At 65.0% G+C, this 13,620-nt stretch carries 10 protein-coding genes; 4 read left to right on the forward strand and 6 right to left on the reverse strand.

What is annotated here, in order from left to right; all coding sequences use genetic code 11:
- Entirely contained in the window at nt 1-1,098 is a 1,098-nt protein-coding gene (locus tag AC3FKH_RS05225; RefSeq protein WP_488673502.1) for a glycosyltransferase, read from the reverse strand.
- Nucleotides 1,095-2,324, reverse strand: coding sequence for a hypothetical protein (locus AC3FKH_RS05230; protein ID WP_488673504.1), 1,230 nt, complete (start codon nt 2,322-2,324; stop codon nt 1,095-1,097). The genes AC3FKH_RS05225 and AC3FKH_RS05230 overlap by 4 nt, the downstream gene beginning before the upstream one ends.
- A gap of 604 nt (nt 2,325-2,928) precedes the next feature.
- Between AC3FKH_RS05230 and AC3FKH_RS05235 the strand changes: the two genes are divergently transcribed.
- From AC3FKH_RS05235 to AC3FKH_RS05250, 4 genes are all read left to right on the forward strand, one after another.
- Entirely contained in the window at nt 2,929-4,332 is a 1,404-nt protein-coding gene (locus AC3FKH_RS05235; protein WP_488673506.1) for a phosphomannomutase/phosphoglucomutase, read from the forward strand.
- The gene (gene waaC, locus AC3FKH_RS05240) at nt 4,313-5,410 is read left to right on the forward strand and encodes a lipopolysaccharide heptosyltransferase I (protein ID WP_488673508.1); all 1,098 of its coding nucleotides are present in this window, start codon (nt 4,313-4,315) and stop codon (nt 5,408-5,410) included. The genes AC3FKH_RS05235 and waaC overlap by 20 nt, the downstream gene beginning before the upstream one ends.
- Complete coding sequence (gene waaA, locus AC3FKH_RS05245; RefSeq protein ID WP_488673510.1) at nt 5,410-6,699, forward strand: lipid IV(A) 3-deoxy-D-manno-octulosonic acid transferase; 1,290 nt, start codon at nt 5,410-5,412, stop codon at nt 6,697-6,699. The genes waaC and waaA overlap by 1 nt, the downstream gene beginning before the upstream one ends.
- Nucleotides 6,700-6,801: 102 nt before the next feature.
- Nucleotides 6,802-7,629 carry a DUF4377 domain-containing protein gene (locus AC3FKH_RS05250; RefSeq protein ID WP_488673511.1) on the forward strand — a complete coding sequence of 276 codons (828 nt, stop codon included), beginning with the start codon at nt 6,802-6,804 and terminating at the stop codon, nt 7,627-7,629.
- A gap of 69 nt (nt 7,630-7,698) precedes the next feature.
- On the opposite strand, the gene AC3FKH_RS05255 is transcribed toward AC3FKH_RS05250, so the two are convergent.
- The 4 genes from AC3FKH_RS05255 to AC3FKH_RS05270 form a co-directional block, all read right to left on the reverse strand.
- Nucleotides 7,699-9,192, reverse strand: a complete 1,494-nt coding sequence (locus AC3FKH_RS05255; RefSeq protein WP_488673513.1) for a TolC family outer membrane protein — start codon at nt 9,190-9,192, stop codon at nt 7,699-7,701.
- 93 nt (nt 9,193-9,285) lie between these two features.
- Complete coding sequence (locus AC3FKH_RS05260; RefSeq protein ID WP_483708944.1) at nt 9,286-9,609, reverse strand: rhodanese-like domain-containing protein; 324 nt, start codon at nt 9,607-9,609, stop codon at nt 9,286-9,288.
- 13 nt (nt 9,610-9,622) lie between these two features.
- Complete coding sequence (locus AC3FKH_RS05265) at nt 9,623-10,276, reverse strand: protein-L-isoaspartate O-methyltransferase family protein (protein WP_488673516.1); 654 nt, start codon at nt 10,274-10,276, stop codon at nt 9,623-9,625.
- Between the two features lie 117 nt (nt 10,277-10,393).
- Nucleotides 10,394-13,609, reverse strand: coding sequence for an efflux RND transporter permease subunit (locus AC3FKH_RS05270; protein WP_488673517.1), 3,216 nt, complete (start codon nt 13,607-13,609; stop codon nt 10,394-10,396).
- Nucleotides 13,610-13,620 lie beyond the last annotated feature (11 nt).

The raw sequence follows: 13,620 nt of genomic DNA on the forward strand, positions 1-13,620 counted from the left end.
TCAGAGTCCCAATCGCTGATATTCGGCATTCCAGCGCGCAAGCGCGGCATCCTTGCTGTATCGGCTGACGATATGCGTCCGGCGGGCCTCCGATTGCGAAGCCGTGTCGGCCTGGTCCATTTGCGCGACCATGGCGGCGGCTATTGCCCCAACGTCGCCGGGGTCGACAAGTCGGCCGTGCCGACCAATGACTTCTCTGAGTCCAGGTACATCGGATCCAATGACAGGTAGTCCGACAGCCATTGCTTCCGCCGGTGCAAGTCCAAAGCCTTCATAGTGGGAGACCAGGATGAATGCGTCGGACTCGCGCAGGGCTTCCCGTACATCGGCGTGCCCCCCTGCGAACGTCACGGCATCGGCGATACCGAACTCTTTGGCCAAATCCTCCGACGGTGCGCGAAGCGGGCCGTCCCCCAACAACAGCAGACGGGCGCGGCTGCGCTGTCTGTAAACCTCGGCAAAGGCTCGCAGCAGCCCGGCATGGTTTTTCTGTTGGCGGAACTGCGCGACGCAAACGAAAACGAAATTGTCGCCAGTAGCTTTGGCTCTGATTGGCATCTTGAGGTCGAATCGTCGCACGTCGACGCCATTGGGAATGCATTGTGCGACGGCCTCGCGAAACAAATGTCGAGACACATAGTTCACCGTCGCTTCCTCGCTGACATTGGTTGCGAGATCCGGGGAGCCATTGGTTAGCCTGAGCATCGTATTTAGAAGATGCCCCCCCTCATTGACATTGTGGGCGGTCCAGGCCAGCCGAAAACCGCTGCACAATGGCTTGACCATCGCCGCGAGGATGTTAGCGTGGATCATATGCGAATGGACAATTCGCGGCTTCCACGCCATCAGGATTTTTCTGAGGCGCCAGAGCCCGAGGGGCAGCATCAAGGCCGAGCGCATCCCGAGGCAGGCGACTTCGACCCCCGCTGCGCGGAAATCGGGGGCAAGTTCATCGTGGCCCTGATGCATATAGACCACCGCAACACGGTAGCCCTGTGCCGCGAAATAGCTCGCTTGGCTCAGGCAGACGAGTTCCGCCCCTGCCCGGTTGAGACCGGTAATGACGTAAACGATATCTTTGTTCTGGTTCATGCTCATCTTTGCGCTGCATTTGCCGAGGTGCGTTCCGACTGGACGGCAACGACGATCAACACGAGGTCGAAGGCGAACATCCCGAACATGAACAGTTCGACCGACTCCGTCCAGCGTAGGGTTAGAGCCATCGCCGCGGCGATAAGCGCTTGACCTGCCAACAGCCTTGCGGCGAGGCGATAGGCACCTCTGGCTAGCAGGCGCACGTACACCGTCGTCGAGAACATAACCTTGGAAGCAGTCAGCGCGGCGGCGGCGGCTAGCAACAAATGGTTTCCTGCAAACAGCTGCGCGAGCGGTGCTTGCGAGAGCCGTGCGTACATGACTAGGAACAGCGAGGTCGCTACGGCTACAGTTATGCCAATTCCGCCGATGGCTGCATAAAGGCTAGGCAAACGGCCAACCTTATAGCTGCGCCCCAGCATGGGCATGATATAGCCTAGTCCGGCCGTCACCACCCCCGTTGCGGCCCGAGAGACTTTTTCCGCTGCCAGCGCTGTGCTGGCCAGAGATGCCGTCACTACGGCGCCTACCGTGACCGGCAGAACGTTGCGGCCAATGGCCTGCACCAGGCTTGACTGATAGGCCGCCAGATGGCCCGCATGCAGGCGCGGCCATCGTCGCTCGAGACGAGGGAAGGGAACCGCGTTCAACAGGCCAATCTTGCGCGCCACAATGAGTTGGATGCCTGACTGAACGAGGCCCGACACAGCAAGGCACGCCAGTGCGGCATTAGCGGACGGGATGCCAATCAACAGGAACGCGGCCAAACCCGAGATGCGGCACAATCCGTCGATCAGCGCGATCGTAGTGTATTGCTCCGTTGCAATCAGAATCCAGCCGAAACTGAATGACATGGCGATGGATAGCATCATCGTCGTGCCAAGCTGGTTCCAGCCGACAATTGTGTAACGTGCCGCCAACACTGTCAGCAAAGCCTGAATCAGAAACAGCGGCAACCGTATCTGGATCGCATAGCGTACCATTGCGGTCAGGCGTTGACGTGTCGGCGAGGCGGATAAACGTTGGGGAATCCAAAGGGAAAATCCGCCCTCACCGAGCGCCGAGACCAAGGCCGCTGTTGCCTGCGCCGCCAGAACGATGCCCAGTACGCGAATTTCTAGTTGGCTGCTGAAAACTGAAAGTTCGAGAATTGCGCATCCCGACGAGACCACGGTGATAACGGATGCGCGACTGAGTTTGAGAAATATTTTGGCGATTTTGTATGCCATTCGCACCAAGAGAAATTATCACGTAGCAGCGCGATTGCAATGTCCGCTGTTTAATGTTTCGTGCAGTCGCGATATTGAAAGAATCTCGCGATTATAAAGCATCAGGAAATGTCTCGACTATGTTGAGGTGTAAGCGAAGGGCCAGGTGCCCGTGTATGGATTCGGGGCAGCTTGCTGAGGAGTTGGCCCTGCCTCGGCATCCAGCAGCCTGAAGGACGCCGCTCATCGAGACATCAAGGCGGAGCGGCTCGCGAGCCGAGGCCTTCATCGATGGGCTACCGTCCACCGCTCATGGGCCCCGGCGATTTCGCAAGCCCAGGTATTCGAAACCAGACGGCGGCGGTTCTCCTCGCCGCGCGTTCGTTGAGGTCGCGTGGGCGCCGGACGATATATCAGCCGGATCGATCAAGTTCCTGGTTTTTAGCCGCCGTTTCAAGGATTTTGCGTTGAGGAAGCCAGCACTGCCGGTAGCAAATATCATAAAGGGGATCACCTCCCCACGAATCGACGGGGCAAGAACGCATGTCTATGAAAGCGGGCAGATTATATTCAGGCCTGCTATAGAATGTGGTGATCTTTTGTAAAAGCGGCTAAAGGAGCGCCTGTGCAGTTTGCCAACCAGCCTTCACTCGATCCCAGCATCTTCAAAGCCTACGACATCCGCGGCATCGTCGGTAAGACGCTGACCCGCGACGTGGCCCGCCTGATCGGCCTGTCATTCGGTTCTGCCGCCGCGGAAGCCGGCGAAAAGGCGGTCGTAGTTGGCCGCGACGGCCGTCTTTCCGGCCCCGACTTGATTAGCGGCCTGGTCGAAGGCCTGCGCGCCGCCGGCATGGATGTGATCGACCTCGGCATGGTCGCCACGCCGATGGTCTATTTCGGCACGAACATCGAGTTAGGTGGCGTAAAGGCCACTTCCGGCATCATGGTTACCGGTAGCCACAATCCTCCCGACTACAACGGCTTCAAGATGGTGCTGGCCGGCAAGGCGATTTATGGCGACCAAATCCAGGGCCTGCGCCAGCGGATCGAGGCCGGCAAGTTTGCCAGCGGCGCGGGCGCATACCGCCAATACGACGTGCGCCAACAGTACCTCGACCGCATCACCAGCGACGTGAAGCTTTCCCGCCCGATGAAGATTGCGCTCGACGCGGGCAACGGCGTGGCCGGCGCATTCGTCGGCGACCTGTTCCGCGCCCTTGGCTGCGAGGTGACTGAGCTGTTCTGCGACGTCGATGGCAATTTCCCCAATCACCACCCCGATCCCGCCCATGTGGAAAACCTGCAGGACCTGATGCAGTGCCTGCGCGACACCGATTGCGAACTCGGCCTGGCCTTCGACGGCGACGGCGACCGCCTGGGCGTGGTAACCAAGGACGGCCAGGTCATCTTCCCCGACCGCCAACTGATGCTGTTCGCCGAAGAAATCCTCGGCCGAAACCCGGGCGCGCAGGTCATCTACGACGTCAAGTGCACGGGCAAGCTCGCCCCGTGGATCCGCCAGCACGGCGGCGAGCCGCTGATGTGGAAGACCGGCCACTCGCTGGTCAAGGCCAAGCTAAAGGAAACCGGCGCCCCGATCGCCGGCGAAATGAGTGGCCACGTCTTCTTCAAAGACCGCTGGTACGGCTTCGACGACGGTCTGTACACCGGCGCGCGCCTGCTGGAGATCCTGTCGCGCCATTCCGACCCGAGCGCCGTCCTCAACGCGCTGCCCAACGCCAACAACACGCCGGAGCTGCAGCTCAAGTGCGCGGAAGGCGAGCCGTTCACGTTGCTTGATAAGATCAAGGCCAATGCGAAGTTCGACGGCGCACGCGAGGTGATCACCATCGACGGCGTGCGCGTCGAGTATCCCGACGGCTTCGGCCTGGCACGCCCGTCCAACACCACGCCGGTGGTAGTGATGCGTTTCGAAGCCGACAACGACGCCGCACTGGCCCGCATCCAGGCCGAATTCAAGCGCGTGATCCTGGCCGAAAAGCCTGATGCCAAGCTCCCGTTCTGAGCAGATGCGTGAGGTGATGGCCGCTCCGGCGGCGCCGCAAGCCGTGACGCAAACGGTGCCGTTCGCGTTGCCGGCCAATCCGCGCATCCTGGTGGTCAAGGTCTCGTCGCTTGGGGATGTAGTCCACAACATGCCGCTGATCCACGACCTGCGCGCGCGCTGGCCCGGCGCACAGATCGACTGGGTGGTGGAGGAGGGCTATGTCGACCTCGTGCGGCTGCTGCCCGATGTCGCACGCGTAATTCCGTTTGCGCTGCGGCGCTGGCGCAAGCGCTTCTGGCAGCCGGCGATCTGGCATGAGATCGGCGAGGTGCGCGATGCGCTGCGCGCGCAGCGCTATGACGCCGTCGTCGAAAGCCAGGGACTGCTGAAAACCGCCGTAGTTGCACGCGTGGCGGCGCGGGCCGCCAGCGCGCCGATCATCGGTCTTGGCAACCGTACGCAAGGTTCTGGCTACGAGCCGGCCGCGCGCCTGCTGTACACCAATCCCGTCCGCGTTCCGCGCCAGGCGCATTCGGTGCGCCGTTCGCGCCTGCTTGGCGCGACGCTGACCGGCATGGCACCGGCCGACCCGCCGCGATTTTTTGGCGAGTCGGCGCGTTCACTGCACGTCGATGACCCGATCTGGGCGCAATTGCCAGCGCGCTATGCGGTGTGCTTCCATGCCACCGCCGGTGCGAAGAAGAAATGGCCGTTGGCCAACTGGCACGCGCTCGGCCAGCGCCTGCAGGCCGATGGCCTGGTCATGCTGCTGCCCTGGGGCAACGAGGCCGAGCGCCGCGCTGCACAGGAGATCGCCGCCGGTGTGCCCGGCGCGCAGGTGCTGCCGCGCTTCTCCGTGATGCAGGGCTTCGGGCTGATCAATCGCGCCGAGGTGGTGATCGGCGTGGATACTGGACTCGTCCATATCGCCGCGGCGCTGTGCCGTCCGACTGTGGAAATCTATACCGCCACCTGGCGCTGGAAGACCGAGGGGTATTGGTCCGAACGGATCGCCAACGTGGGCGATGACGGCGTCGTGCCCACGGTCGATGAAGTCTGGCAGGCGGCTTGCCGCGTACGCGGGGCAGGGGCCTGATGCTGCGCGTCCTGTACAGCCTGCTATGGCTCGTCATCCTCCCGCTCGCTTTGTTGCGGCTGTTCTGGCGCGGGCGCAAGGAGCCGGGCTATGTCCGCAACATCGGCGAACGTCTTGGCCTCTACGGACAACTGCCCGCGCAAGGCCCATGGCTGTGGGTGCATGCGGTGTCCGTAGGCGAGACCCGCGCTGCGCAGCCGCTCGTCGAGGCCTTGCTGGCCGCCTATCCGACGCACCGGCTGCTGCTCACGCACATGACGCCGACGGGCCGGCAGACCGGCGCGGAGTTGTTCGGCAAGGAGCCACGCATCCTTCAGTGCTACCTGCCCTATGACTTGCCGTGGCTCGTGGGCCGGTTCCTGCGGCATTTCCGGCCGGCGGCGGGCATGCTGATGGAAACCGAGGTCTGGCCTAACGTTGTGCATGGCGCGCGCCGGGCCGGCGTGCCGCTGTTCCTCGTCAATGCACGACTGTCGCCGCGCAGCTTCCGCCGTACGGCGCGCTTCGGGCGTGCCGCGTCGGCCATGTACGCGGACTTTGCCGGCGTGCTGGCCCAGACCAGGGGCGATGCCGAGCGTTTCCAGGCCCTTGGCCTCGAAGCGGTGCAGATCACCGGCAACCTCAAGTTCGACATGCAACCGGCCCCCGCCGGCATCGAGCGTGGCCATCGCCTGCGCCAGGCGTTTGGCAGCCGTGCCGTGCTGGCGGCCGCAAGCACGCGGGAAGGTGAGGAACCGCTACTGCTGGATGCGCTCTCGCGCTGGGCGCAGCTGGGTGGCGACACGCCAAGACCCGCCTTGCTGCTGGTGCCACGCCATCCGCAGCGCTTTAACGAAGTCGCGGCCTTGGCGGAACGCGCGGGTTTCTCGGTCCAGCGCCGCAGTGCGATGGATATCGACAAGCTGGCCGGCCCGATCACCGCTGACATCGTGCTGGGCGACTCGATGGGCGAGATGGCCATGTACTTTGCCGCTTCGGACCTGGCCTTTGTCGGGGGCAGCCTGCTGCCGCTCGGTGGACAAAACCTGATCGAGTCGTGCGCAGTGGGAACGCCGGTGCTGGTCGGCCCACATACGTTCAATTTTGCCCAGGCGACGGAAGACGCCATTTCGGCCGGTGCATGCCGGCGCGTGGCGAATGCCGACGAGTTGATGCAGACCGCGGCCCGGCTGCTGGCTGATCCCCCTGCGCTGGCCGACATGCGCTCGCACGCCCGCACGTTCGCTGGTGTGCACCGCGGGGCTACCGTGCGAACGCTGGCAGCGCTGGCCCCGGCGCTCGGTGCCTGAGCCGATGGGGAATTCGAGGCAAGGCCCCAGGCTCTAAGGGGCATCAACTGGCGTGCCAGCCAGTCGGACTGCCTGGCACGCCTCAACACAGGAGCCAGACCCATGCAGACATTGACCCGTGATACCTGCCGCCGGATTGCCCGGCGCGGGGCAGCCGCTGCCATGCTGGCAGGCGCCCTGGGCGCATGCGCGACGGGGCCGGCGCCCGACTCCACCGGCGCCACCACTGCCCTCAACCAGACCCAGTCCTCCGGCCCGAGCCGCTGGGAACTGGTGCGCTGGCAGCAGCCCGACGGCACGCTGCGCGATATCCCGCATGGCGACAACGGCCAGCCCATCATCTTCGAATTCAGCGCCGGCATCGACGCAGCGCAGGGCACCGTCAGTGGCTCGAGCGGCTGCAACCGCTTCACCGGCAGCTACGGCAAGACCGATACCGGCATCCGTTTCGACCGCATCGCCGGTACGCGCATGGCCTGCCCGCCGCCGCGCATGGAGCTGGAGTCAGCCTTGCTCAAGGCCATGCAGACGCCGTTCCTGACGGTTGGCACGCAGCCGACGGCAGGCGCCTCGGGCCGCCAGATCATCTGGAAAACCTCCGGCGAGGACCTGCTGCAGTTTGTCGAGCGCGAGGGCGTCGGCCAGCGCGGCGCGCGCATCGATGCCGCAGGCAGTGTCGAGAAGACGGTCTATATCGATTCCCAGCGCGTCGAATGCAGCGGTGTGGGCCGCATGACCTGCTACCGCTGGCGCGAGTCGCCGGATGCGCCGTGGCAGCTCTGGTATGGGCCGATCGAAGGGTTGGATTTCGAGCAGGGCGTGTCGTACAAGCTGCGCGTGCGCGAGTACAAGGTGGCGAACCCGCCGGCGGATGCGCCTTCCATCCGCTGGCAGTTGCTCAGCGTGGAGTCGCGTACACGTGCGAACTAGGGCCAGCGTCTAAGCAAAACGGGCCGCATTGCGGCCCGTTTTACGTTGTCCATCCTGTCTGTCTGTCTGTCAGGAGCGTGGCGTGCCGCTTGCCAGCGCTTCGCGCCGGCCGCTGCGGCGACCGGCGGCTGCCGGTGCGGGCGTTGCCACCGCGCCAACCTTGGCCTTTTGCGGCAACTGGTACATGGCCCCCGGCGTCGACGTCAGCAGCGTGTTGATCTGGACGACATCGTCTTCCTTCAGCGCGCCTGTGGATGCCTTCAGCCGCAGGCCGTTCATGATCGTGTCATAGCGTGCCTTGGCCAGGTTGGCGCGTGTCTGGAACAGCTGCGCCTCGGCATTGAGCACATCGATATTGATGCGCACGCCCACCTCGTAACCGAGCTGGTTCGATTCCACGGCGCTCTGGGCCGAACGCTCGGCCGCCTCCAGTGCCTTGACCTGCGCCAGGCCGTTGGACACCCCCGAATAGCTCTGGCGCGCGCCCTGCGCGGCAGTGCGGCGGGCGAATTCCAGGTCGCTGGCGGCCTTGTCGGCCAGGGCCAGCGTTTCCCGCACGCGCGACTGGATCTGGCCGCCCGCGAAGATCGGCATGCTCAGCTGTACGCCGATCTGCGACGCGTTGTAGTGCGTGGAAACCGTCTGCGTGGCGCTGCCGGTCTGGTTGGTGAAGCCGTAGGAAGCCACCAGATCCACCGACGGTAAGTGCGCGGCACGTGCCTTGTTGGTTTCGCGCTGCGCGGTTTCCAGGTTGTAGTTGGCCAGTCCCACCTGCAGGTTGCTGGCCTCGGCCTGGGCCGCCCAGGCGTTGGAGTCCGCCGGCATCGGAGCGGGCAGCTCGGCCTCGGGGCGCAGCCCGAGCAACTCGTCCACGGACTTGCCGGTGATCTGCTGCAGGTTGGCGCGCGCGACTTCCAGCGCGCTTTGCGCCGCGATCTCGGTCGACGTGGCCAGGTCGTAGCGGGCCTGGGCATCGTTGGCGTCGGTGATGGTGGCGGTGCCCACCTCGAAATTGCGCTTGGCCTGCGCCAACTGCTCGCCGATGGCCTTCTTCTGCGCGCCGGCCAGGTAGAGATTGTCCTGCGCCGTCAGCACGTCGAAATAGGCCTGCGAGGAACGGGTGATGAGGTCGAGCTGCGCCTGCTGGAACGTGACTTCGCCCGCCATCGCGGCCAGCTCGCCCTGCTTGTAGGTTTCCCAGCGGTCCCAGCGGAACAGCGGCTGGCTCAGCTGCAAGGCCCAGCTGTTGTTGTCGAAGAAGCGTACGCCCGAGGCGCTTGGCAGGCCCTGCGCCAGGGACGCGGTCTGGTCCAGCCGGGTACGGTTGGCGCCGGCCGTGCCGGTGACCAGCGGCAGCAGCCCGGCGCGGCCCTGCGGCAGCTTCTCGCGCGTGGCCAGCAACTGCGCCCGCGCACTGGCGAACTGGGCGTCATTGGACTGGGCGTCGCGGTAGACCTGCAGCAGGTCGGCAGCCGAGGCCGCCGGCATTTGCATCAGCGCATAAAAGGACAGCGCTACAGCCAGCCGCATCCTGCCGGTCGCGGCGAAAGGCGCAAACGTCATCACATCTCCAGGTTGCCGGCACAGGCGCGGCCAACGGTCGTTTCTTGTTCGGGTTTGACTTCGCGGGCCGGCCGGCAAGCCAGGGCTGGCCTCTCAGTACTTCGGCATGGCCGGGTCCACTTCGCTCGCCCAGGCATCGACGCCGCCGGTGAGGTTGTAGACCCTGGCATAGCCTTGCCGTTCGAGATACGCGGCGACTTGCATGCTGCGCATGCCGTGGTGGCAGATGCAGACGATGTCCGCGTCCTCGTCGAGTTCGGCGGCGCGCGCCGGAATGTCGCGCATGGGGATGTGGGTGATGCCGGGCATGGCGCAGGTCTGCACCTCCCACGGCTCGCGCACATCGAGCAGGACCGGCTTGGCGCGGCTGGCATCGGCCAGCCACTGGGCCAGTTCGGTAGCTTGGATAACCTGCATGGCGCCTGCGTCCTCAGAAACGGAACTGCGACGGCTGGGCCGCGCCGATCAGCGGCTTGACCGCGGTCTCGAACAGGTTCACCACCTGGTATTCGGTTTCCGACAGGCGCGTGACCAGGCGGGCTTCCATGACCGGCAGCGCGCCGACGAACGCGGCGATGCGGCCGCCGACCTTGACCTGCGACAGGATCGACGCCGGAATGGCCGGCAGCGACCCGGAGATGCAGATCACGTCGTACGGCGCCGCGGCGGTCCAGCCGTCGGCGGCATTGCCTTCGGCCACGTCGGCATTGGCGACGCCGGCATCGGCCAGGTTCTGGCGGGCCAGGGCCACGAGTTCCGGCACGATATCCACGGTCAGCACGTGGCGGGCACGGTTGGCCAGCAGCGCAGCCATGTAGCCGGAGCCGGCGCCGATTTCCAGGACGTTCTCATGCTTGCGCACGGCCAGTTCCTGCAGGATGCGGGCTTCCACGCGCGGGGGCAGCATGTTCTGGCCGCCCGGCAGTGGAATCTCCATGTCGACAAAGGCCAGGCCCTTGTAGGCCGCGGGAACGAATTCCTCGCGCTTGACCACCGCCAGCAGGTCAAGGATTTCCTGGTCCAGCACATCCCACGGGCGGATTTGCTGTTCGATCATGTTGAAGCGGGCTTTTTCGAGATCCATCTTGCCATTCCTTACCAATGCCAACCGCTATATGGGTGCTTGTGTCCGGGCCGCGCGGTGCCACGGCCGGGCAGACTTGTCAAACCCTGCATTTTAACCCTCCGTGCGCCGTCCGGCTCATTCGGCGCTCGGATGTTGTGCCGCGGCTCCAGGGTCGGCTGCGTCCGGTGAGCTGCCCGCCACGGGTGGCCGGCCCTGCCAGCGCAGCCGTAGCCACACCGCGAAATCATCGAGATACGTATAGATCACCGGCACCACCACGAGCGTCAGGATCGACGACGTGATGATGCCGCCGATCACCGTCTGGCCCATCGGCGCGCGCTGCTCGGCGCCTTCGCCGAGGCTGAAGGCGAGCGGCACCATGCCGAAGATCATGGCCAGCGTGGTCATCAGGATCGGGCGCAGCCGCACGCGTGCCGCTTCGATCAGCGCGGCCTCGCGCGAAAGCGGTGCCCGGCCGTCGGCGCCGTCCACATGGCCGTGCCGCGCCTGGTTGGCAAAGTCCACCAGCAAGATTGCGTTCTTGGTTACCAGCCCCATCAGCATGATGAAGCCGATGATCGAGAACATGTTCAGCGTCGAGCGGAACAGCAGCAGCGCCGCGAATACGCCGATCAGCGTGAGCGGCAGCGAGGTCATGATGGCGATCGGCTGGAAGAAGCTGGCGAACTGCGAGGCCAGGATCATGTAGATGAAAATCACGGCCAGTGCCAACGCGGACACCGCGTAGCCGAACGATTCGTTCATCGACTTGGTCGAGCCGCCAAAGCGGTACTTGTAGCCAGCCGGCCAGGTCATGCCGTCAAGCGCTGCCTTGACGTCTCGCGCGACTTCGCCCGCCGAGCGCCCGGCGGTATTGGCCGTCAGTTCGACTTCGCGGTTCAGGTCGCGGCGGCTGATCTGGTTGGCGCCCGTGGTCGGCACCAGGTCGGCCACCTGCCGCAGCGCCACCATCTTCGGCGTGCCGTCGGGATTGGTCTGGTTGCTGGCGATCATCAGCGCATTGAGGTCGGCCATCCCGGTGCGCGCGTCGCGCGGCAGCCGCACGCGCACGTCGTAGTTCTGGTCATCCGGCGCGCGCCACGAACTGATGGCATCGCCCGCCAGCAGCGGCCGCAACGCATTGCCGATCTGCGCGACGCCCACGCCCAGGTCCGACGCCAGTTCGCGGCGGATACGCACCTCGATGGTGGGCCGGTCATCCTTCATGCTCGAATCCAGGTCCGCCAGGCCGCGGATGGCCAGCATGCGGCGGCTGGCCTCCTGCGACAGCCGTCGCAACTCGTTCAGGTCTTCGCCCTGGATCGATACCTGGATCGCCTTCTGGCCGCCCGCGCCATCGGGCATGCCCACCATGGTCAGCGTGATGCCAGCGATGGCGGTCAGGCGCTCGCGGATCTTCGGGTTGAGCTGCACGGTAGACAGCTTGCGCGCGCGGCGTTCCACCAGCCGCACGGACACTAGCGCGTTGTTGCGCCCGGACGTGTTGCCCGAATTGATCGTCGCGTAGGTATAGACGACTTCGGGGAAGGACTTGAGCGCGGCTTCCACCTGGCGCACCTTGGCCTCGGTGACCTCCATCGACGTGCCGACCGGCGTGGTGAAGCCGACCTGCGTTTCGCCCAGGTCGGCGGCGGGGACGAATTCGGTGCCGATCAGCGGCACCAGCGCAAAGCTGCCGAAGAAGGTGACGATGGCAATCAGCGTGGTGGCCAGCCTGTGCTTGAGCGCCCAGCCCAGCATCGAGGCATAGCCGTGGCCCAGCGCATCCATGCGCGCCGAGAACCAGTCAAGCAGCCGGCCCACTGTGCGTCCGTACCAGCTCTTCTTGTTGCCGGTGCCGTGCAGGTCCGGATCGTGCCAGACCGAGGACAGCATCGGGTCCAGCGTAAACGAGACGAACATCGAGATCAGCACCGCCGCTACCACCGTAATGCCGAACTGGTGGAAGAAGCGCCCGATAATGCCGCCCATGAAGCCCACCGGCAGGAACACCGCGACGATCGAGAACGTGGTCGCCAGCACCGCGAGCCCGATCTCGGCCGTGCCATCCAGTGCCGAGGTGCGGTGGTCCTTGCCCATCAGGTTGTGGCGCACGATGTTCTCGCGCACCACGATGGCGTCGTCGATCAGCAGGCCCACGCACAGCGACAGCGCCATCAGCGTGATCACGTTGAGCGTGAAGCCGCACAGGTACATCACGCCGAAGGTGCCGATCAGCGCGATCGGCAGCGTCAGGCCCGTGATGACGGTGCTGCGCCACGAGCCCAGGAACAGGAACACGATCGCCACGGTCAGCAGCGCGCCTTCGAGCAGCGTGGAGCGTACCTCTTTGACGCTGCTGCGGATGCCGCGCGCCGTGTCGTTGACCACGGTGAGTTGCACGCCGGCAGGCACCAGCTTGCGCACTTCGTCGACCATGCGTACCAGGCCGTCCACGGTATCGACGGTGTTCTGGCCCTGCGCCTTGACCACGGAGAGGAAGAGGGCGCGCTTGCCGTCGAGCAGCGCCAGGCTTTCCTGCTCTTCCTGGCCGTCGCGCACGTCGGCAATCTCGCCCAGTGTGACCGGCTGGCCCGCGCGGCGCGCGACGATGATCCTGCGGAAAGCGTCGGGCGTGGGCACGCGGCCCTTGATCTGCACCACGGTCTCGGTCGAGGACGAGCGCAGTTCGCCCGCGGGCAGCTCCTGGTTCTCGCTGCGGATCGCGTTCATCACCTGGTCGACGCCGATGCCCAGTGCTTCGAGCTGCGTCGGCCGGATGCGAATTTCCACCTCGCGCTTGGTGCCGCCGACGATATTGATGGTTCCCACGCCGCGCACGGTCTCCAGCCGCTTGCGCACGATCTGGTCGGCGATGGTGGTCAGCTCGCGTTGGCTGCGCTCGGCACCCGGCGCGTTCGAGACGGAGAGGTAGAAGATGGGGGCGTCGGTGGGGTCATAGCGCAGCACGCGCGGGTCTTCGACTTCGTCGCGAAGCTGCTTGCGGATCAGCGCGAGCTTGTCGCGCACATCCTGCGCGGCCTGCCCGACGTCGACGCTGAGGTCGAACTTGACGACGACGACCGACGTGCCCTGGTACGAGTGCGAGAAGATCTCGTCAATGCCCGAGATCGTGTTGACAATCTCCTCGACCTTGCGCGTGACGTCGGACTCGACTGACTCCGGTGCGGCACCAGGGTATTCGGTCTGCACCACCACCACCGGGAAGGTGATGTCGGGGAACTGGTCCACCGGCAGGCGCTGGTAAGAGAACAGGCCTACCACGATGAAGGCCAGCATCATCATGGTGGCCAGCACCGGGTTCTGGATCGACAGGCGGGTAAACCACATGGCGCGTCGTC

Source organism: Cupriavidus sp. 21MJTG02-4, from assembly GCF_057798975.1.